Source organism: Variovorax sp. Soil_C_19 (assembly GCF_057657255.1).
This window is the reverse complement of record NZ_JBDGIV010000003.1, coordinates 222,851-241,527: the sequence shown is the minus strand read 5'-3', so window position 1 is coordinate 241,527 and position 18,677 is coordinate 222,851. Positions and strand designations below refer to the sequence as shown.

The 18,677-nt window shown below is 69.0% G+C and carries 20 protein-coding genes; 4 read left to right on the top strand and 16 right to left on the bottom strand.

Features of this window, described 5'->3' with window-relative positions; genetic code table 11:
* Window positions 1-101: 101 nt before the first annotated feature.
* The 12 genes from AC3A6R_RS08540 to AC3A6R_RS08485 form a co-directional block, all read right to left on the bottom strand.
* Complete coding sequence (locus tag AC3A6R_RS08540; protein WP_487864253.1) at window positions 102-833, bottom strand: ABC transporter ATP-binding protein; 732 nt, start codon at window positions 831-833, stop codon at window positions 102-104.
* Complete coding sequence (locus tag AC3A6R_RS08535) at window positions 830-2,740, bottom strand: branched-chain amino acid ABC transporter ATP-binding protein/permease (protein ID WP_487864252.1); 1,911 nt, start codon at window positions 2,738-2,740, stop codon at window positions 830-832. Before AC3A6R_RS08535 ends, AC3A6R_RS08540 begins: the two co-directional genes overlap by 4 nt.
* Window positions 2,737-3,765 carry a branched-chain amino acid ABC transporter permease gene (locus tag AC3A6R_RS08530; RefSeq protein ID WP_487859394.1) on the bottom strand — a complete coding sequence of 343 codons (1,029 nt, stop codon included), beginning with the start codon at window positions 3,763-3,765 and terminating at the stop codon, window positions 2,737-2,739. Before AC3A6R_RS08530 ends, AC3A6R_RS08535 begins: the two co-directional genes overlap by 4 nt.
* Before the next feature lie 150 nt (window positions 3,766-3,915).
* A complete protein-coding gene (locus AC3A6R_RS08525; protein WP_487859395.1) occupies window positions 3,916-5,064 on the bottom strand; it encodes an ABC transporter substrate-binding protein in 1,149 nt (382 codons plus the stop codon).
* Window positions 5,065-5,112: 48 nt separating this feature from the next.
* Window positions 5,113-6,207 carry a 1,2-phenylacetyl-CoA epoxidase subunit PaaE gene (gene paaE, locus AC3A6R_RS08520; RefSeq protein ID WP_487864251.1) on the bottom strand — a complete coding sequence of 365 codons (1,095 nt, stop codon included), beginning with the start codon at window positions 6,205-6,207 and terminating at the stop codon, window positions 5,113-5,115.
* A complete protein-coding gene (gene paaD, locus AC3A6R_RS08515) occupies window positions 6,208-6,744 on the bottom strand; it encodes a 1,2-phenylacetyl-CoA epoxidase subunit PaaD (protein WP_487859397.1) in 537 nt (178 codons plus the stop codon).
* Window positions 6,738-7,529 (bottom strand): 1,2-phenylacetyl-CoA epoxidase subunit PaaC, encoded by a 792-nt coding sequence (paaC, locus tag AC3A6R_RS08510; protein ID WP_487859398.1) that lies wholly within the window; start codon window positions 7,527-7,529, stop codon window positions 6,738-6,740. Before paaC ends, paaD begins: the two co-directional genes overlap by 7 nt.
* An 8-nt stretch (window positions 7,530-7,537) precedes the next feature.
* Complete coding sequence (gene paaB / locus AC3A6R_RS08505) at window positions 7,538-7,834, bottom strand: 1,2-phenylacetyl-CoA epoxidase subunit PaaB (RefSeq protein ID WP_487859399.1); 297 nt, start codon at window positions 7,832-7,834, stop codon at window positions 7,538-7,540.
* The gene (paaA, locus tag AC3A6R_RS08500) at window positions 7,831-8,841 is read right to left on the bottom strand and encodes a 1,2-phenylacetyl-CoA epoxidase subunit PaaA (RefSeq protein ID WP_487864250.1); all 1,011 of its coding nucleotides are present in this window, start codon (window positions 8,839-8,841) and stop codon (window positions 7,831-7,833) included. Before paaA ends, paaB begins: the two co-directional genes overlap by 4 nt.
* Window positions 8,842-8,872: 31 nt before the next feature.
* Complete coding sequence (gene paaK / locus AC3A6R_RS08495; protein WP_487864249.1) at window positions 8,873-10,192, bottom strand: phenylacetate--CoA ligase PaaK; 1,320 nt, start codon at window positions 10,190-10,192, stop codon at window positions 8,873-8,875.
* 20 nt (window positions 10,193-10,212) lie between these two features.
* Window positions 10,213-10,656, bottom strand: coding sequence for a hydroxyphenylacetyl-CoA thioesterase PaaI (paaI, locus tag AC3A6R_RS08490; protein ID WP_487864248.1), 444 nt, complete (start codon window positions 10,654-10,656; stop codon window positions 10,213-10,215).
* Window positions 10,657-10,659: 3 nt separating this feature from the next.
* Window positions 10,660-11,463 carry an enoyl-CoA hydratase-related protein gene (locus tag AC3A6R_RS08485; RefSeq protein WP_487864247.1) on the bottom strand — a complete coding sequence of 268 codons (804 nt, stop codon included), beginning with the start codon at window positions 11,461-11,463 and terminating at the stop codon, window positions 10,660-10,662.
* Between the two features lie 157 nt (window positions 11,464-11,620).
* On the opposite strand from AC3A6R_RS08485, the gene AC3A6R_RS08480 reads away from it, so the two are divergent.
* On the top strand, window positions 11,621-12,223 hold the full coding sequence (locus AC3A6R_RS08480; RefSeq protein WP_487859404.1) for a phenylacetic acid degradation protein PaaY: 603 nt from the start codon (window positions 11,621-11,623) through the stop codon (window positions 12,221-12,223).
* A gap of 71 nt (window positions 12,224-12,294) precedes the next feature.
* The gene (locus AC3A6R_RS08475; RefSeq protein ID WP_487864246.1) at window positions 12,295-12,936 is read left to right on the top strand and encodes a TetR/AcrR family transcriptional regulator; all 642 of its coding nucleotides are present in this window, start codon (window positions 12,295-12,297) and stop codon (window positions 12,934-12,936) included.
* On the opposite strand, the gene AC3A6R_RS08470 is transcribed toward AC3A6R_RS08475, so the two are convergent.
* The 4 genes from AC3A6R_RS08470 to AC3A6R_RS08455 all read right to left on the bottom strand — a co-directional run bounded on the left by AC3A6R_RS08470 (window position 12,920) and on the right by AC3A6R_RS08455 (window position 16,992).
* Window positions 12,920-13,957 carry a VWA domain-containing protein gene (locus AC3A6R_RS08470; protein ID WP_487859406.1) on the bottom strand — a complete coding sequence of 346 codons (1,038 nt, stop codon included), beginning with the start codon at window positions 13,955-13,957 and terminating at the stop codon, window positions 12,920-12,922. The two genes, AC3A6R_RS08475 and AC3A6R_RS08470, sit on opposite strands and share 17 nt — an antisense overlap.
* Window positions 13,954-14,943, bottom strand: coding sequence for a DUF58 domain-containing protein (locus AC3A6R_RS08465; RefSeq protein ID WP_487864245.1), 990 nt, complete (start codon window positions 14,941-14,943; stop codon window positions 13,954-13,956). The genes AC3A6R_RS08470 and AC3A6R_RS08465 overlap by 4 nt, the downstream gene beginning before the upstream one ends.
* A complete protein-coding gene (locus AC3A6R_RS08460; protein WP_487859408.1) occupies window positions 14,924-15,937 on the bottom strand; it encodes an AAA family ATPase in 1,014 nt (337 codons plus the stop codon). Before AC3A6R_RS08460 ends, AC3A6R_RS08465 begins: the two co-directional genes overlap by 20 nt.
* A 62-nt stretch (window positions 15,938-15,999) precedes the next feature.
* Complete coding sequence (locus tag AC3A6R_RS08455; protein WP_487859409.1) at window positions 16,000-16,992, bottom strand: S1C family serine protease; 993 nt, start codon at window positions 16,990-16,992, stop codon at window positions 16,000-16,002.
* Window positions 16,993-17,081: 89 nt separating this feature from the next.
* On the opposite strand from AC3A6R_RS08455, the gene AC3A6R_RS08450 reads away from it, so the two are divergent.
* Entirely contained in the window at window positions 17,082-17,942 is an 861-nt protein-coding gene (locus AC3A6R_RS08450; RefSeq protein ID WP_487864244.1) for a TatD family hydrolase, read from the top strand.
* 131 nt (window positions 17,943-18,073) lie between these two features.
* A complete protein-coding gene (locus tag AC3A6R_RS08445) occupies window positions 18,074-18,607 on the top strand; it encodes a hypothetical protein (RefSeq protein ID WP_487864243.1) in 534 nt (177 codons plus the stop codon).
* The last annotated feature ends 70 nt before the right edge of the window (window positions 18,608-18,677 follow it).

Below are 18,677 nucleotides of genomic sequence, written 5' to 3'. Positions count from 1 at the left end.
GGGATGGGGGCTGGCGGCACTTGTTCCGAACTCAGCGCTTCGTCGAACGCCGTCGTGCCCCCACCCCAACCCTCCCCCAGCGGGGGAGGGAGAAAAAACGGTCAGTGCTTCTTTCCGATGCCCAGGTACGTCTCGATGATCCGCGGGTCGTGCAGCAGCTCGCGGGCATCGCCTTCGAGCGCCACGGCGCCCATCTCGAGCACGTAGGCGCGGTCGGCCACCTGCAGCGCGGCACGTGCGTTCTGTTCCACCAGCAGCACCGAGACGCCGTGGCTGCGCAGTTGCGACACCACGCGCAGCACCTCGCGCACCACCAGCGGCGCGAGGCCGAGCGAGGGCTCGTCGAGCATCAGGAGCCGCGGCCGCGCCATCAGCGCGCGGCCGATGGCGAGCATCTGGCGCTCGCCGCCCGACAGCGTCGAGGCCATCTGCGGGCGCCGCTCGCGCAGGCGCGGGAAGATCTCGAACACTTCCTCCATGCGCGCGCGCTGGTCGCGCTGGCCCTTGCGCCAGCGGTAGAAGCCCCCGAGCAGCAGGTTGTCCTCGACCGACATCTCGCCGAACAGCTCGCGCCGCTCGGGCACCAGCGCGACGCCGCGCGCCACCATCGCCTCGACGCTCGGGCGTGCGATGGTTTCGGCGCCCAGGCGCAGCGCGCCGGTGGAGGGCAGCAGGCCCATGGCCGCGCACAACAGCGTGGTCTTGCCGGCGCCGTTGGGCCCGATCACGGTGACGATCTCGCCTTCGTTCACCTGCAGCCGCACGCCGTGCACCGCCTCGACGGTGCGGTAGGCGACACAGAAGCCGTCGAGTTGGAGAATCGGGGCGCTCATCGCACGGCCTCCTGCAGGTCGTCGTCGGCACTGCCGAGGTAGGCCTCGAGCACGCGCGGATCGGCCTGCACCTCGGCGGGCGTGCCGGTTGCGATCACGGTGCCGAATTCGAGCACCGTCACGCGGTCGGCCAGGTTCATGACGAATTCCATGTCGTGTTCCACCACCAGGATGCCGAGGCCTTCAGTGCGCAATTGGCCGAGCAGGTCGGAGAGCGCGCGCTTCTCGAGATGGCGCAGGCCCGCGGCTGGCTCGTCGAGCAGCAGCACCGAGGGCTGGCCCGCCAGCGCTCGCGCGATCTCGACCACGCGCTGCTGCCCCAGCGAGAGCGAGGCGGCCGGCGCATCTGCATGGCCGCCGAGGCCGCAGCGTTCGATCTGGCGGCGGGCCTCGGCGAGCAGCGCAGCTTCTTCGGTGCGGTCCAGCCGCAGCATGGCGGAGAGCCAGCCGCGGCGGGCGCGCAAGTGGGCGCCGAGCGCCACGTTCTCCACCACGCTGCGCTGCCCCAGCAGCCGCACATGCTGGAAGGTGCGGCCCAGGCCCAGCGCGGCAAAGGCGCGCGAAGGCTTCCCGGTCATCGGCTGGCCCGCGAGCCGCACGCCGCCCGCGCTCGGGTCGTCGACGCCGGAGACCATGTTGAAGAACGTGCTCTTGCCGGCGCCGTTCGGGCCGATGAGCGCATGGATCTCGCCGGCCTTCAGCGTCATGGAGATCGCGTCGTTCGCCACCAGGCCGCCGAAGCGCTTGCTGACCTCGTTGGCCTCCAGCAGCACGGTACCGGCGGCGGGCAGCGTGCGTTGCGCGAGCTGCTGCGCGGCAACCACCGTTGGCTGCGCGCCGCCCGTGCGGGGCTTCTCGCGCACCCAGCGGTGCGACAGGCGCGCCAGCGTGGGCCAGAGCCCGTCGGCGAAGCGCTGCAGCACGAACAGCATCAGCAGGCCGAACACGATCACCTCGAAGTTGCCGCTGGTGCCGAGCAGCGAAGGCAGAACGTCCTGCAGCTTCTCCTTCAGCAGCGTGATGAGCGCGGCGCCGAGCACCGCGCCCCACAGGTGGCCTGCGCCGCCCACCACCGCCATGAACAGCAGCTCGATGCCGATGTTGAGGTTGAACGGCGTCGGGTTGACGAAGCGCTGCAGGTGCGCATAGAGCCAGCCCGACACGGCGGCAAGCAGCGCCGCGAGCACGAAGAGCTTGATGCGGTGCCGCGCGGTGTCGACGCCCATCGACTCGGCCATCAGCCGCCCGCCCTTGAGCGCGCGGATGGCGCGCCCTTCGCGCGAATCGAGCAGGTTGTGCATGGCCCAGAGCGCGAGCAGCAGCACGGCCCAGATCACCACGCCGAGCGCGCGCGGCGAGGCGAACGAGAAGCCCGCGACGACCAGCGGCGGCACGCCCGTGATGCCGGTCTGGCCACCGAGGAACCCCATGTTGCCGAACAGGTAATAGAGGCTCAGGCCCCAGGCGATGGTGCCGAGCGGCAGGTAGTGGCCCTGCAGCTTGAGCGTGACCGCGCCGAGCGCCCAGGCGAGCGCGAAGGTCAGCACCAGGCCCAGCAGCAGCCCGGCCCAGGGCAGCAGCGCGGAGTCGGCGAAGCCGCCCAGCCATGCGGCGACCATCGGCGAGGTGCAGATCCAGGCGGTGGCATACGCGCCCATGCCGACGAAGGCGGCCTGCCCGAACGAGGTCATGCCGCCCACGCCGGTCAGCAGCACCAGGCCGGTCGCGACCAGCGCATAGAGCCCTATGTTGCTGAGCACCGAGACCGTGAAGTCCGGCAGGAAGCCCCAGGCCAGCGCGAGCGCCCCCACGAAGGCCAGCGTGAGCTGGCGCGGCGTGACCAGCGGCGGGCGCACGGGTGCCGCCGCGGCGTCGGCAGTGGCGTTGGAAGATGCGGTGCGGTTCATTCCTCGTCCTCCACATGGTGGCTGTGCAGTGAGCGCCACCACAGCACGGGGATGATCAGCGTGAAGACGAGTACCTCCTTGTACGGGCTGGCCCAGAACGAGGCGAAGGCTTCGAGCTGGCCGACCAGCAGCGCGCCCGCGAGCGCCAGCGGATAGCTCGCGAGCCCGCCCACGATGGCCGCGACGAAGCCCTTCAGGCCGATCAGGAAGCCGGTGTCGTAGTACACCGTGGTGAGCGGCGCGATCAGGAGGCCCGACACCGCGCCGATGAGCGCTGCGAGCGCGAAGCTCAGGTCACCCGAGAGCCCCGTGGGAATGCCCGACAGGCGCGCGCCGACGCGGTTGATCGCGGTCGCGCGCAGTGCCTTGCCGACCATCGAGCGGCCGAAGAAGAGGAACATGGCGATCACCAGCAGCAGCGTGATGCCGACCACGACAAGCGACTGGCCGCTGACCGGAATGCCGCCGATGTCGAAGCGCGCGTCAGAGAAGGCGGTGGTGCGGTAGCCCTCGGCGCCGAAGAACAGCAGGCCCAGGCCCACCAGCACCCCGTGCAGCGCGACCGAGACGATCAGCAGCATCAGCACGCTGGCGTCGGCCAGCGGCCGGTAGGCCAGCCGGTAGAGCAGCGGTCCGAGCGGCGCGATCAGCACCAGCGTGGTCAGAGCCTGTGCGGCCATCGAGGTCGGGCGCAGCCCGAGCACGAGCGCGCAGGCCGCGGCCGGCAGCACCACGCACCAGGCCAGCGTGGAGCCCCACTCGACCAGCGCGCCGCGCTTCCAGCGCCAGGCTTCCACCACCAGCACCATGGCCGCGAGCGCGACCAGCAGCCACAGCGTGGCCGGCACACTGCCCGCCTGCAGCATCGCCATCGACAAGGCGCCGAAGGCGACGAACTCGCCCTGCGGGATGAAGATCACGCGCGTGACCGAGAACACCAGCACCAACGCGAGCGCCATCAATCCGTAGACGGCGCCGTTCACGATGCCGTCCTGCCCGAGCAGCAGGGCGATCTGAAAATCCATGGAAGAAAACCTTCGGAAATCGGTGTGTTGCTCCTTCCCCCTTTGGGGGAAGGCGGGGATGGGGGCAGGCGCGGCACTTTCGGTTGCGCGGCGTTCAATGCCGCCGTGCCCCCACCCCAGCCCTCCCCCAGCGGGGGAGGGAGCAAATCATCAGGGCTGGAATTTCCAGGCGCCGTTCTCGATCTTGACCATCACGCGCGCGCGCTGGTCGAGGCCCAGGTGGTCCTTCTCGGTCATGCTGAACACGCCATGCGCGCCCGACACTTCCTTGACCTGCTCGAGCGCATCGCGCAGCGCCGCGCGGAACTCCGGCGTGCCGGGTTGCGCCTTCTTGAGCGCGACCGGCACGGCTGCCGTCATCAGGAGGCCCGCGTCCCAGGCATGCGCGCCGAAGGTCGAGACCGAGTTCTTGCCGTTCGCGGCTTCGTAGGCGCTCACATAGGCGAGCGCCGACTTCTTCACCGGGTGGCTGGCCGGCAGCTGCTCGGCCACCAGCACCGGGCCCGCGGGCAGGAAGGTGCCTTCGACGTCCTTGCCGCCCACGCGCAGGAAGTCGGCGTTGGCCACGCCGTGCGTCTGGTACATCTTGCCGGTGTAGCCGCGCTCCTTGAGCGTCTTCTGCGGCAGCGCGGCCGGCGTGCCCGAGCCGGCGACGAGCACCGCATCGGCCTTCGTCGCCATGATCTTCAGCGCCTGACCGGTGACCGAGGTGTCGGTGCGCGCGTAGCGCTCGTTGGCGACGACCTTGAGCTTCTTCAGCTCGGCGGCCTTCGCGAACTCCTGTGACCAGCCTTCGCCGTAGGCGTCGGAGAAGCCGATGAAGGCCACGGTCTTCACGCCGCTGGCCGCCATGTGCTCGGCGATCGCAAGCGACATCATGATGTCGTTCTGCGGCGTCTTGAAGACCCACTTCTTCTTGTCGTCCATCGGCTCGACGATGCGCGCCGAGGCGGCGATGGAGATCATCGGCGTCTTCGCCTCGGCGACCACGTCGATCATCGCGAGCGAGTTGGGCGTGGTGGTGGAGCCGAGCACGATGTCGACCTTGTTCTCGGCGATGAGCTTGCGGGTGTTGGCCACGGCCGCCGTGGTGTCCGACGCATCGTCGAGCACGATGTAGTTGATCTTTTGGCCCCCGATGGTCTTGGGCATCAGTGCGATGGTGTTCTTCTCGGGAATGCCGAGGGACGCGGCCGGGCCGGTGGCCGAAAGCGTGACGCCGACGTTGACGTCGGCCCAGGCGGCAGCGGCGGTGGCGCAGAGCGCGGCGATCAGCAGGGGTTTGAAGAAGAATTTCATGGGTGGTTGTCTCCGGTGTTGTCGATGGGTGAGGGGTGATGGTTTTTCTTATCGTTCGTCGAACGACAGCGTGACGCGCTCGGTCAGCGGATGGGCCTGGCAGGTCAGCACGAAGCCTGCGGCGACTTCATTCTTGTCGAGCGCGAAGTTCCTTTCCATGCGGACTTCCCCCTCCACGCACTTGGCGCGGCAGGTCCCGCACACGCCCGAGGTGCACGAGAAGGGCACCTCGAGCCCGGCGGCCGATGCCGCATCGAGGATGCTCGGTTGTCCTTCGGTGAAGGTGATCTCGCGTTGCAGGCCGTCGCGCACGATCGTCACGCGCGCCTGCCTCGCGTCGCCCGGCAGCGCTTCGTGCACCACGGCACCGACCTGTGCGCCCGCGCCCGCCGAGGGCAGCGCGACGCCGAATCGCTCGATGTGGATGCGGTCCTCGGGCACGCCGGCCGCCAGCAGCGCCGCCTCGGCCTCGTCGTTCATCTGGAACGGGCCGCAGACATAGGCATGGTCGATGCCGTGCGCCGGCACCACGGTGCGCAGGAATTCGCCGATCTTCGCGCGGTCCATCACACCGCTGCCGAGCGGTGAATCGGTCTGCTCGTCGGAAAACACATGGTGCAGCACGAGCCGCGTCATCCATCGGTTCTTCAGGTCCTCGATCTCTTCCTTGAACATCGTGGACTGCAGCTGCCGGTTGCCGTAGACCAGCGTGAAGCGGCTTCGGGGCTCGCGCGCCAGCACGGTCTTCATGATCGACAGGATCGGCGTGATGCCGCTGCCGCCCGCGATGCCGACGTGGTGCCGTGCGGCGCCGGGTTCGATCGGCACGAAGAAGCGGCCCTGCGGCGCCATCACCTGCACCGTGTCGCCGGGCTGCAGGTGCGCGTTGATCCAGTTCGAGAACACGCCGCCGCGCACCTTGCGCACGCCCACGCGAAGTTCGCCGTCGTCGAGGCCGGCACAGATCGAGTACGAGCGACGCAGGTCCTGGCCGTCGATCTCGCGGCGCAGCGTGAGGTACTGCCCCTGCGTGAAGCCGAAGACCTCGCGCAGCGCGGGCGGCACGTCGAACGAGACGATCACGGCCTCGGCGGTGTCGGGTTCGACCGCCTTCACGCGCAAGGGGTGGAAAAGGGTGCTCATCTAGATCGGCTTGAAGTGTTCGAAGGGTTCTTGGCAGGCGAGGCAGCGGTACAGCGCCTTGCAGGCGGTCGAGCCGAAGGCCGAGAGACGTTCGGTACGCTCGCTCTCGCAGCGTGGGCAGGCGATGCGTTCGCCCGCGATGCGGCCGAAGAGGCGGATCGGTACCGCGGTGCCGGCGGCGGCTTCGGCCGAGAGGTGCGCAGGCGGTGCGATGCCGTAGGCCTTGAGCTTCGTTCGCCCTTCGTCGCTGATCCAGTCGCTCGACCATGCGGGTGCGCGGCGCAATGTGGCGCGCGCCGGGCCGAGCCCGGCCCCGGCGATGGCGGCCAGCACGTCGTGTTCGATGGCCTCGGTGGCGGGGCAGCCGGAGTAGGTCGGCGTCAGCACGATCTCGAGGCCGTCGTCATGCTCGATGACCTCGCGCACGATGCCGAGGTCGCAGACCGAGACCGCCGGCACCTCCGGATCGGGCACGCCGTGCAGCACGGCCCAGGCCGCGTCCACGCGCGAGGCGGCCAGTGCGTTCGCCGTCACCACACGCCTCCGGGATAGGCGCGCTGCAGGTGCTGCATCTCGGCCAGAAGGTAGCCCATGTGCTCGCTGTGCACCCCCCGCTTGCCGGTGCTGCGGAAGGCGGCTTCGGCCGGCATCGCGAGGCCTGCGCCGTCGAGCACCTGCTGCATCTCCGCGAGCCAGGGCGCGCGCAGTTCGCTCCATGCGGGGCCGAGGCCGCTCGCGCTGGCTGCGGCATCGACCTCGTCGCTTTCGAACAGTTCGGGCATGTAGAGCCAGAGCTGCTTCAAGGCCTTTTCGGTGCGGCGGCGCGATTCGTCGGTGCCGCCGCCGAGGCGGACCACCCAGTCGGCCGAGTGCTGCTGGTGGTAGCGCGCCTCTTTCAGCGCCTTGCCGGCGATGGCGGCCACCTCGGCATCGTTCGATGTTGCGAGGCGCTGCCACAGCAGCTTGAGCAAGGTGGCGACCATGGTGTTGCGCACCACGGTGAAGGCGAAGTCGCCGCGCGGCAGCTCGACGAGCGTGAGGTTGAAGTAGTCGCGCTCGTCGCGAAGGTAGGCGAGCTGGTCCTCGTCATGCGCGCGGCCCTCTTCTCCACCGGAAGCCTCGAGGGTGCCCGCGTGCGTGAGCAGCGCGCGCGCCTGGCCCACGAGGTCGAGCGCGATGTTGGCCATCGCGATGTCTTCCTCCAGCACGGGCGCGTGGCCGCACCATTCGCCGAGCCGCTGCGCGAGCACGAGGCAGGTGTCGCCGATGCGCAGCAGGTACTGCACGGCGGGTGTCCGGTTCAGTTCGATCGATGCTTGCATGGCGGCGCTCACATGTGGTCGACCGACTTGGGCAGCGCGTAGAAGGTCGGATGCCGGTACACCTTGTCTTCGGCGGGGTCGAAGTACATGTCCTTCTCGCCCGGATCGCTCGCCACGATCTGGTCGGAGCGCACCACCCAGATGCTGCTGCCTTCCTGGCGGCGCGTGTAGACATCGCGCGCCATCTGGATCGCCATCTTCGGGTCGGCGGCGTGCAGGCTGCCGCAGTGCTTGTGGTCGAGGCCGGCCTTGCTGCGCACGAAGACTTCCCACAGCGGCCACTCTTGCTTGGCGTCGGCGTTCATGCGGCTTCCTTCATCGGTTGCTTGGCGGCGTGGGCCAGCGCGGCTTCGCGCACCCATGCGCCGTCTTCCCAGGCGTCGACGCGGGCCTGCAGGCGCTCGCGGTTGCACGGGCCGTCGCCGCCCACCACGCGCCAGAACTCGCTCCAGTCGATGGCGCCGAAGTCGTGCGCCTGGCGTTCTTCGTTCCACTTCAGGTCGGGGTCGGGCAGCGTCACGCCGAGGATGCGCGCTTGCTCGACCGCGGCGTCGATGAACTTCTGGCGCAGCTCGTCGTTGCTGACGCGCTTGATGCCCCAGCGCATCGACTGCGCGCTGTTGGGCGACTGGTCGTCGGGCGGACCGAACATCATGATCGAGGGCCACCACCAGCGGTTGACGGCGTCCTGCACCATCGCCTTCTGCGCGTCGGTGCCGTGCGTCATCATCGTCAGCAGCGACTCGAAGCCCTGGCGCTGGTGGAAGCTCTCCTCTCGGCAGATGCGGACCATGGCGCGCGCATAGGGCGCATAGGAGCAGCGGCAGATCGGCACCTGGTTCATGATGGCCGCGCCATCGACCAGCCAGCCGATGGCGCCCATGTCGGCCCAGCTCAGCGTGGGGTAGTTGAAGATCGAGCTGTACTTGGCGCGGCCGCTGTGCAGCGCGTCGAACATCTGGTCGCGCGAGGTGCCGAGCGTCTCGGCCGCGGCATACAGGTAAAGGCCATGACCGCCTTCGTCCTGCACCTTGGCGAGCAGGATGGCCTTGCGCTTGAGCGTGGGCGCGCGGCTGATCCAGTTGCCTTCGGGCAGCATGCCGACGATCTCGGAGTGGGCATGCTGGCTGATCTGGCGCACCAGCGTCTTGCGGTAATGCTCGGGCATCCAGTCTTTCGCCTCGATGAATTCGCCGGCATCGATGCGCGCCTCGAAGCCTTCCTCGCGCTGCATCTCCTGGGCGGAACGCACGGCTTTCTTCTTGCCGTCTGCCGCGTCCTTGCCCATGGTGTCCATGGCCTGGGTGTACATGTGCGTGTCCTTTGAAACGGTGTGGTGGAAATCAGCCCCGGGGACGGGTGTCGACCACCCGCCGGGCCTTGCCGGTCTGCGTGCGTTCGATCGAATCGGGGTCGAAGACGCGCACCGTCGTCGAGATGCCGACCAGCGTCTTCACGCGGTCCTGCACCCAGCTGGCGATGGCGTCGCGTTCGGCTTGCGCCACGCTCGCGTTGCGGTGCTCGAGCTCGCAGTGCACCTCGACCTCGTCGAGCAGCCCCTCGCGGCGCACGTGCACCTGGTAGAGGCCGGAGAGCCGGCCTTGCGCCAGCACGATCTCCTCCACCTGCGTGGGAAAGACGTTGACGCCGCGGATGATCATCATGTCGTCGCTGCGCCCGACGATCTTGCCCATGCGGCGGAAGGCACGCGAGGTGGGCGGCAACAGGCGCGTGAGGTCGCGCGTGCGGTAGCGCACGATCGGCATCGCCTCCTTGCTGAGCGAGGTGAAGACCAGTTCGCCTTCCTCGCCGTCGGCCTTGAGCTCGCCGGTGTCGGGGTCGATGATCTCGGGGTAGAAGTGGTCTTCCCAGATCACCGGGCCGTCCTTGCTCTCGACGCATTCGCTCGCCACGCCGGGGCCCATCACCTCCGAGAGCCCGTAGATGTCGACCGCGTCGATGCCGGCCTTGGCCTCGATGTCGCGGCGCATCGCCTCGGTCCAGGGCTCGGCACCGAAGATGCCGATGCGCAGCGAGCTGTCCTTCGCGTCCAGCCCCTGGCGCTCGAACTGCTCGATGATCACCTGCATGTAGCTCGGCGTGACCATGATGATGTCGGGCCTGAAGTCCTGGATCAGCTGCACCTGCTTCTCGGTCTGGCCGCCCGATACCGGAATGACGGTGCAGCCTGCGCGCTCGGCGCCGTAGTGCGCGCCGAGGCCGCCCGTGAAGAGCCCGTAGCCGTAGGCCACGTGGACCATGTCGCCCGCGCGCCCGCCCGCGGCGCGGATCGAGCGTGCCACCAGGTCGGCCCAGGTCTCGATGTCGTTCTTCGTGTAGCCAACCACCGTCGGCTTGCCGGTGGTGCCCGACGAGGCATGGATGCGCGCGACCTGCTCGCGCGGCACCGCGAACATGCCGAAGGGGTAGTTGTCGCGCAGGTCGCTCTTGACCGTGAACGGAAACTTCGACAGGTCGGCGAGCGTTTTCAGGTCATCGGGGTGCACGCCCTTGGCATCGAAAGCGCGGCGGTAGTGCGGCACGTGGTCGTAGGCGCGCTGCAGCGTGGCGCGCAGGCGCTGCACCTGCAGCGCGGTGATCTCGTCGCGGCTCGCGGTCTCGATCGGTTCGAGTTCGCCGGGGGCGGGGTGTCTTGCGGTCATGGCGGCGTGTCTCCTCAGGCTTAGGCGGGCACGGCAGGGCGGCCCTTGGCCGTGTACGAACGGCCGCGGAACATCGCGATGCGCTCGCCGCGCTGGTTGGTGATCTCGGTGTCGTAGACGCCGGTGCGGCCGGCCTTCGAGACTTCGAAGCAGCGCGCGGTCAACAGGTCGCCTTCGCGTGCCGGTGCGATGAAGTCGATCGAGAAGCCCGAGGCGACGGTCAGTTCGTTGTACGAGTTGCAGGCGAAGGCAAAGGTCGAATCGGCCAGCGTGGCCATGAAGCCGCCGTGGCAGATGGCGTGGCCGTTGAGCATGTCGGCGCGCACGCGCATCTCGATCGTGGCCTGGCCGGGGCCGACCTCGACGATGCGCATGCCCAGGCCCTTGCTCGCGTTGTCGTTGGCGAACATGCTGTCGCGCACGTGCTCGGCGGTCTGCTGCGGGGTGCGTGTGGGTTCACTCATGGCTCAGCGGTCCTTGAAGACAGGGAGGCGCTTGGCACGGAAGGCCTCGACGCCTTCGCGGTAGTCGCCGGCATGGCCGAGGTCGCGCTGGGTGCGGGCTTCCTCGGCGAGCGCTTCGTCGAGGCGCAGGCCGTCGGCGGCGGCCATGGCCTCGCGCGTGGCGACGAGCGCGCGCGTCGGCATGGCCGCGAGCCGGGCGGCGAGGGCGGCGGCCGTCTCGGCGAGCACCGCGTCGTCCACGCATTGCCAGATCAGCCCGATGCGCGCCGCTTCTTCCGCGGGGAGCTTGTCGCCGAGCATCGCGAGGCCCAGCGCGCGCGCCGGACCGACGAGCCGCGGCAACAGCCAGGTGCCGCCCGTGTCGGGCACGAGGCCGATCTTCGCGAAGGCCTGGATGAAGCTCGCCGAGCGGCCGGCCACCACGAGGTCGCAGCAAAGCGCGAGGTTCGCGCCCGCGCCCGCGGCCACGCCGTTGACCGCGGCGACCACCGGCACCGGCATCGAGCGGAGGCGTGCGACCAGCGGGGCATAGAAGGTGGCGATGACGTGGCCCAGGTCTTTGGGCGCGGCACCGGGGGCGGGGTCGGGCGCCACCGAGGGATCGGCGAGGTCCTGGCCGGCGCAGAAAGCGCGGCCCGCGCCCGTAAGCACGAGGCAGCGCACCGCCGTGTCCTCGGCCGCCTCTTCGAGCGCCGCCATCAGCGCGGCATGCAGTTCGGTCGTGAAGCTGTTGAGCGCCGCGGGCCGGTTGAGGCGCAGCGTGCGGACGGCGCTGGCATCGTCGATGAGAACCAAAGGTTCTGCCATGGGCTTTGTCTCCCGTTGTTCAAGAAGGGCGGCCAGCAGCGCAAACACTATTGACCGACCGTTCGGTTGATTTTAGGATCGTCCCCGGTATCCGCACAAGCGCCGGGGCCTCGGGCAAACCCTGAGCCGGCCGTTCCACCCCGAGGAGACGTTCCGAATGCCCAGCTATTCCATCGACGGCGTGATTCCCGTGGTCGACCCCACCGCCTACGTGCATCCGAGCGCCGTGCTCATCGGCGACGTGATCGTCGGCCCGCGCTGCTACGTGGGCCCGTGCGCGAGCCTGCGCGGCGACTTCGGCCGCATCGTGCTCGAGGAGGGCTCGAACGTGCAGGACCACTGCTGCGTGCACGGCTTTCCCGACCAGGACACGGTGGTGGAGGTCAACGGCCACATCGGCCACGGCGCGATCCTGCACAGCTGCGTGGTGCGCCGCGATGCGCTGGTCGGCATGAACGCGGTAGTGATGGACGAGGCCGAGATCGGCGAGCAGGCGATCGTGGCCGCCTGCGCCTTCGTGCCGGCCGGCATGAAGGTGCCCCCGCGCACACTGGTGGCGGGCATTCCGGCCAAGGTGAAGAAGGTGCTCAGCGACGAGGAGATCGCCTGGAAGCTGGAAGGCACGCACACCTACCACGCGCTGACCGATCGCAGCCTCGCGAGCCTGCGCGAAGTGGCACCGCTCGCGCGCCCCGAGGCTGACCGGCCGCGGCTGCCCGACTTCGACGTGCAATCGCTGATCGCGATGCGGCGCGGCTAGGGCGCCGCGTTCGATCGTGCAAGATCGCGGGTTGTCCGCAGCCACTTGCCCCCAGGAAGAAAGAAGACCCGATGCCGCGTGGAAGATCCGCCACCTACGACGACCAGCGCGAACTCATCCTCGCGCGCGCGGCCGAGCTGTTCGCGCGCCGCGGCTATCCCGCGACCTCGATGAACCAGGTGGCAGAAGCCTGCAAGCTCTCGAAGGCCACGCTCTATCACTACTACAAGGACAAGAGCAGCCTGCTGATCAGCATCGCCGAGACACATGTCTCGCGCCTGGCCGCGCTGGTGGCCGAGGAAGAGGCCTCCACGCACACCGACGAGGAGCGGCTGCGCCGCTTCATCTACCGCATCGTCGAGGAATATGCGGGCGCGCAGAACGCGCACCGCGTGCTGACCGACGACGTGCGCTTTCTCGAGGAAGAAGACCGCGAGCGCGTGCTCGACCAGGAGCGCGAGGTGGTGGCCGCCTTCGCGCGGGCAGTGTCGGCGCTGCGCCCGGGCGCGCCGAGCGACGACCTTGCCAAGCCGCTCACGATGCTGCTGTTCGGCATGATCAACTGGATGTTCACCTGGATGAAGCCCGATGGCCGGCTCGACCACGCATCGATCGCGCCGATCGTGGCCGACCTGTTCCTCGGCGGCATCGGCGCGGTGAAGGCGCCGCCGCCGCGCGCGCTGGCGGCGGCTGAAGCTAAAGAATCCGGTTGAACCAGAGCAGCGACAGCCCGGCCGACAGCAGCGTGAGGATCGCCGCGCCGAGCGCGAAGAGCGCCGAGATCTCGGTCTCCTTCTTCTCGACCGTGAGCCGCGAGCTCAGGGTCTCGTAGACCTTCTTGAGGTCGGTGGCCGTGCCGGCGTAGAAGTAGTCGGCCTGGGTCTTGTTGGCCACGGCCTTGAGCGTTTCCTCGTCGAGCCGCACCCGCATCGACCAGCCCTCGAAACCGATGGTCTCGCCGTCGACCGTGCCCACGCCCACGGTGTAGATGCGAACGCCGCGGTCGGCCGCCGCCTTGGCGGCATCGAGCGGGTCGACGCCGGTGGTGCGCTGGCCGTCGGTGAGCATGATGATCGCGGCCGAGGTGTACGAGCCCGGTGCCACCGGCGTGAACTCCTTGGCCTGCTTCTCGGGCTGGTCGATCGGCGTGCCGCGCTGCCGGCTCGGTGTGCTGAACTGCGACACGTCGATGCCCGCGTCGGGGAACAGCGTGGCGAGCGAGACCACGATGGCATTGCCGGTGGCCGTGGCGCGCTGCAGCTGGAAACTGTCGATCGCGGTCATCAGGTCGTCGTGGCTCGTGGTGGGCAGCTGCGCCACCTGCGCGCTGCCCGCGAAGGCCACGATGCCGACCTTCACATGGCGCGGCAGGTCCTTGATGAAGCTCTTGGCGGCCTCCTGCGCCGCCACGAGCCGGTTGGGTTGCACGTCGGCGGCGCGCATGCTGCCCGACACGTCCATCGCGAGGATGATCGTCTGCTGGTTCGACGGCAGCATCACCACGGCCATGGGCCGTGCCGCCGCCACGAGCATGGCGGCCATGGCGAGCAGGAAGAGCAGGGGCGGGATGTGCCGCCGCAGGCTCTGGCCCGTGCCCATCGCCTCGCGCACGATCGACAGGCTCGCATAGCGCACGGCCATCTTCTTCTTGCGCCGGATCAGCCAGATGTAGAGCAGCACCAAGAGCGGCAGCGCCGCCAGCAACCAGAGGAATTGAGGCCAGAGAAACGTCATGCTGCCACCGCCTTCATGCTGCCCGGGCCGATGCGCGTGCGGCGCTTGCGCAGGTCGGCGAAACGAACGATGGCTTCCACCAGGTCGTCGCTGGTCGAAAGCTCGAGCGCGTCGACGCCCGCCTTGGCGAGCGCCGCGCGCAGTGCGTTCTCGCGCTCGGCGGCGAGCCGCGCGAAGCGCTTGCGGAAACCGGCGTCGTGCGTGTCGACCCAGAGCTGCTCGCCGGTCTCGGCGTCGCGCAGCGGCACCAGTCCGAGGTCGGGCAGCTCGAGTTCGAGCGGGTCGAACAGTCGCACCGCCACCACCTCGTGCCGCTGCACCAGCTGGCCGAGCGGGCGCTCCCAGCCCGGCTCGCTGAGGAAGTCGGACACCACGAACACCATGGAGCGGCGCGGCATCAGCATGGCGGCCGACTTGAGCAGGTCGTCCAGGCGCGTCATGCCCTTCTGGGTGGGCGCGGCCTCGGCCTTGTCGGCGCGGCGCTCCATGGCATGCAGCAGGTGCAGCACATGGCGGCGGCCGCTGCGCGGCGGGATCACCGCCTCCAGGTCGCTGCCGTAGACCAGCGCGCCGACACGGTTGCCGTGGCGCGTGAGCAGGCGCGCGAGCACGCTGACGAAGCCGGCCGAGATCTCGCGCTTGGCCTTCAGGCCCGAACCGAAATCGACCGAGCGGCTCAGGTCGAGCACGAACCAGGCCGCCATCTCGCGGTCTTCGGTGAACACGCGCACGTAGGGCGTCTGCAGGCGCGCCGTGACGTTCCAGTCGATATGGCGCACGTCGTCGTGGTGCTGGTATTCGCGCAGGTCGGCCAGGTCGAGGCCGGCGCCGCGCATCAGCGTGCGGTAGTCGCCCTGCAGCAGCCCGTCGAGCCGGCGGATCACCGTCCATTCGAGCCGGCGCAGCACCCGCTCCGCCCCGCCAGCCTGCGCGATGAGGCGTTCGTCGTTGGCGGCCGCGGGGGCCTTACGCCACCAGCTTTTCATGTTCGAGGGGCTTTGGGGGAGCAGGGACGGCCTTCATGATCTTCTCGATCAGGCTGTCGGGTGTGAGGCCTTCCGACAATCCTTCGTAGGAAAGCGTCACGCGGTGGCGCAGTACGTCGGGCACCAGCGCGGTCATGTCCTCGGGCAGCGCATAGCTTCGGCCGCGCAGCAGCGCGAGCGCGCGGGCGCCTTCGGTGAGGCTGATGCTCGCGCGCGGGCTGGCGCCGAAGGTGATGAAGCGGCGCATGTCCTTGAGGCCGTGCTTGTCGGGCGTGCGCGTGGCCGAGACCAGCTTCACCGCGTACTGGATGAGCGAAGGGTCGACGTAGACCCGCCGCGCCTCGGCCTGCAGCGCCGCGAGCTGCTCGGTGGTGGCGACCGGGTTGGCCTCGAGCGGTGCGCCGATCACGCGCTGGACGATGACGAACTCTTCCTCGTCGGTGGGGTAGTCGACCAGCACCTTCATCATGAAGCGGTCGACCTGCGCTTCGGGCAGCGGATAGGTGCCTTCGGTCTCGATCGGATTCTGCGTGGCCATGACCAGGAACGGGCGCGGCACGCGGTGCGTCTCGCCCGCGATCGTGACCTGGCGCTCCTGCATCACCTCGAGCAGCGCGCTCTGCACCTTGGCGGGCGCGCGGTTGATCTCGTCGGCCAGCAGCAGGTTGGCGAACACCGGGCCGAGCGAGGTGCTGAACTCGCCGGTCTTCTGGTTGTAGATGCGGGTGCCGACGAGGTCGGCCGGCACGAGGTCGGGCGTGAACTGGATGCGCTTGAACTGGCCGCGCACCGTGTCGGACAGCGTCTTGATGGTGAGTGTCTTCGCGAGGCCCGGAACGCCCTCGACCAGCAGGTGCCCGCCCGCAAGCATCGCGACCATCACGCGCTCGAGAAAGCGGTCCTGGCCCACCACCACGCGCTTGACCTCGTAGAGGATCTGCTCCATCAGCTCGGCCGTGCCGGTGGACGTGGAATAAGGGGTCTCGGTGCTCATGCGGTGGCCTCTTGCTGGATGGACGGTCGAAAGTTCGAAGGGGCGGATGGGCTTCGGGCCGGCTAGAACGGCGGCGAGCCCGCGGCCGAAGCGGCGTTCTCGATCGGCACGGCAAAACCGATGCCGATGAAGGTGCGCTGCTGTGTCGGGTTGAGGATGGCGGTGACGATGCCGAGCACCTCGCCTTCCATGTTGACGAGCGGGCCGCCCGAGTTGCCGGGGTTGGCGGCGGCATCGAACTGGATCAGGTTGCCGAGTTCCTGCTTGCCCTCGGGCGAGCGGAACGAGCGCTTCAGGCCCGACACCACGCCGGCCGATACCGAGGGGCCGATACCGAACGGAAAGCCCACCGCGGCCACCTGATCGCCGGGCTGCAGGTCGGCGGTCGAGCGCATCACGGCGGGAATCAGGTCGTCGGGAATCTTCTGCGCCTGCAGCACAGCGAGGTCGTTCTCGGGCTGCACGCCGGTGATGGTGGCCGTGGCTTCGAAGCCATCGGCGAAGGTGACCTTGATCGTCTCGGAGCCTGCGACCACATGCAGGTTGGTGAGGATCACGCCCTTGTCGACGATCACCACGCCGGTGCCCACACCGCGCTCGACCTCGCCCGGAGGCGGGTCGGCCTCGGGCGGCTTGCCCTTGGCGAGATTGCGGCCGCGCTTCTGCGTCTTGGCTTCGGGCGTAGCTTTTTCGGGGCCGTAGCCGACCACGCGCACCACCGAAGGCCGCACGATCTCGGCGGCTTTGGCGGCGGGAGACGGAAGGGGCTGGGTCTGCAGCGTGCGCAGCACGGCCGAATCGATGTCTTTCTGCGTGAGCGCCCTGGCGCCCTGGCGCGGCCACCAGGCGGTGCCGGCAACAAGCGCGGCGCTCAGCAGCACGACCAGTGCGAAGCTGCGTCGGCCGGGCTGCCAACCGGCCTTGCCCGGAGGGACGGCCGGGGAAGGGGTGCCGCCGGATGCGCCGCCGGCGGCTTCTGGCAAAGGCGAGGCGGCCTCGTCGGCCGCACCAGGCAGCGTGCGGGGCGAACGGCTGTAGAAGGCGGGCCTGCGCATCGAAGCACCTCCGGCAAAGGAACGACGGGAGAGGGGTTCACAGTAGCACGCTTTCCGCGGCCTTGCATCCCTTCGGGCATCATCGGGCGATGGCTGTCTTGATCGATACCCACTGCCATCTCGACGCGCCCGAATTCGGTGCGGAAATGCCCGTCGTCCGGGCGCGCGCGGCCGAGCGCGGCGTCGCGCTGTGCGTCATTCCGGCCGTGGGCGTCTTCAACTTCGCCACCGTGCGTGAGCTCGCGCGGGTGCAGGGCGACGCTTATGCGCTCGGCATTCATCCGCTGTGCACCGGCAATGCCGAGGAGGCCGACCTCGAGACCCTCGACGCCGAGCTGTCGGCACGCCATGACGATCCGCGGCTCGTTGCCGTCGGCGAGATCGGCCTCGACTATTTCGTCGAGGGGCTCGACAACGACAAGCAGCAGCACTTCTTTCACACTCAGTTGCAACTTGCGCGCAAACACGATCTGCCGGTGCTCATCCATGTGCGCCGCTCGGTCGACAAGGTGCTCAAGCACCTGCGGCAGACGGCGGGCGGGCGGCCGTGGCGCGGCATTGCCCACGCCTTCAACGGCAGCGAGCAGCAGGCCCGGGCCTGCATCGAACTCGGGCTCAAGCTGGGTTTCGGCGGCGCCGTAACCTTCGAGCGCGCGTTGCAGCTGCGGCGCCTGGCGGCATCGTTGCCGCTCGAATCGATGGTGATGGAAACCGACGCGCCCGACATCCAGCCGCACTGGATCTACCGCACGCAGGCGCAGCGCGCGGCCGGCGAGGCGCAGGGCCGCAACGAGCCCGGCGAGCTGCCGCGCATCGCCGAAGTGGTGGCGCAGCTGCGCGGCATCGGGGTCGACGAACTGGCCGAAGCCACGACGCGGAATGCGCTCGACGCCATGCCGCGGCTCCATGGCCTACTCGCACTGTCGGAAGGCGGGCCGCCCAGCCCGTAGGCCGGTGCCCCGACTTGGGGCCACGCCGGTGAAAGCCATTTTTTTGCTGTCATCCTCCGGGTTCGAAGTGGCGTTGCCGATGAGTGGCAACTCCGCCACTCCAACACCTGATTCAAAAAAGGAGTCTTCACATGACCACATCTTCGATTCGCACCCTGCCCGCCGTGCTCGCACTGGCGCTCGCCTCGATCGGCATCTCGGCCGTGGCGCAGACCGCCACCACCACGACCACCACCACCGTCGAACCCACCGTGACCGAAAGGGCGAAGGAAGCCGGCAGCGACGCGGTGGACGCCACCAAGCGCACGACCAAGAAGGCGGTGAATGCCACCGAGAACGGTGCCGAGAAGGCGTGGGACGCCACCAAGCGCACCTCCAAGAAGGCGGCCAACGCCACCGAGGACGGCGCCGAGAAGGCCTGGGACGCGACCAAGCGAACCACCAAGAAGGCCGTGAACGCCACCGAAAGCGGCACCGAAAAGGCGTGGGACGCCACCAAGAACACGACCAAAAAGGCCACCAGCGCAACGAAGAACGTCGCTGCGAAGACCGGCGATGCCGTCGAGAATGCTGGCCACAAGACGGCCGACGGCATGCGCAGCGCCGGCCATGCGATCGGCGAGAAGGTGCCCGGCACCGCCGAGCACGACGCGGCCAAGAAATAAGCGCCGGCCCGCCGCGTGACAAGACCCGCTTCGGCGGGTTTTTTCGTTGGCCCGGGCAATGCCAAGATCA

Coding starts and splice junctions, on each gene's coding strand:
- AC3A6R_RS08465 (WP_487864245.1), bottom strand. CDS start 14,943: ATGAAAAGCTGGTGGCGTAAGGCCCCCGCGGCCGCCAACGACGAACGC.
- AC3A6R_RS08450 (WP_487864244.1), top strand. CDS start 17,082: ATGGCTGTCTTGATCGATACCCACTGCCATCTCGACGCGCCCGAATTC.
- paaB (WP_487859399.1), bottom strand. CDS start 7,834: ATGAACGCCGACGCCAAGCAAGAGTGGCCGCTGTGGGAAGTCTTCGTG.
- AC3A6R_RS08445 (WP_487864243.1), top strand. CDS start 18,074: ATGACCACATCTTCGATTCGCACCCTGCCCGCCGTGCTCGCACTGGCG.
- AC3A6R_RS08485 (WP_487864247.1), bottom strand. CDS start 11,463: ATGGCAGAACCTTTGGTTCTCATCGACGATGCCAGCGCCGTCCGCACG.
- AC3A6R_RS08455 (WP_487859409.1), bottom strand. CDS start 16,992: ATGCGCAGGCCCGCCTTCTACAGCCGTTCGCCCCGCACGCTGCCTGGT.
- paaK (WP_487864249.1), bottom strand. CDS start 10,192: ATGACCGCAAGACACCCCGCCCCCGGCGAACTCGAACCGATCGAGACC.
- AC3A6R_RS08535 (WP_487864252.1), bottom strand. CDS start 2,740: ATGAACCGCACCGCATCTTCCAACGCCACTGCCGACGCCGCGGCGGCA.
- paaI (WP_487864248.1), bottom strand. CDS start 10,656: ATGAGTGAACCCACACGCACCCCGCAGCAGACCGCCGAGCACGTGCGC.
- AC3A6R_RS08540 (WP_487864253.1), bottom strand. CDS start 833: ATGAGCGCCCCGATTCTCCAACTCGACGGCTTCTGTGTCGCCTACCGC.
- AC3A6R_RS08480 (WP_487859404.1), top strand. CDS start 11,621: ATGCCCAGCTATTCCATCGACGGCGTGATTCCCGTGGTCGACCCCACC.
- AC3A6R_RS08475 (WP_487864246.1), top strand. CDS start 12,295: ATGCCGCGTGGAAGATCCGCCACCTACGACGACCAGCGCGAACTCATC.
- paaA (WP_487864250.1), bottom strand. CDS start 8,841: ATGTACACCCAGGCCATGGACACCATGGGCAAGGACGCGGCAGACGGC.
- paaC (WP_487859398.1), bottom strand. CDS start 7,529: ATGCAAGCATCGATCGAACTGAACCGGACACCCGCCGTGCAGTACCTG.
- AC3A6R_RS08525 (WP_487859395.1), bottom strand. CDS start 5,064: ATGAAATTCTTCTTCAAACCCCTGCTGATCGCCGCGCTCTGCGCCACC.
- AC3A6R_RS08460 (WP_487859408.1), bottom strand. CDS start 15,937: ATGAGCACCGAGACCCCTTATTCCACGTCCACCGGCACGGCCGAGCTG.
- AC3A6R_RS08530 (WP_487859394.1), bottom strand. CDS start 3,765: ATGGATTTTCAGATCGCCCTGCTGCTCGGGCAGGACGGCATCGTGAAC.
- paaE (WP_487864251.1), bottom strand. CDS start 6,207: ATGAGCACCCTTTTCCACCCCTTGCGCGTGAAGGCGGTCGAACCCGAC.
- AC3A6R_RS08470 (WP_487859406.1), bottom strand. CDS start 13,957: ATGACGTTTCTCTGGCCTCAATTCCTCTGGTTGCTGGCGGCGCTGCCG.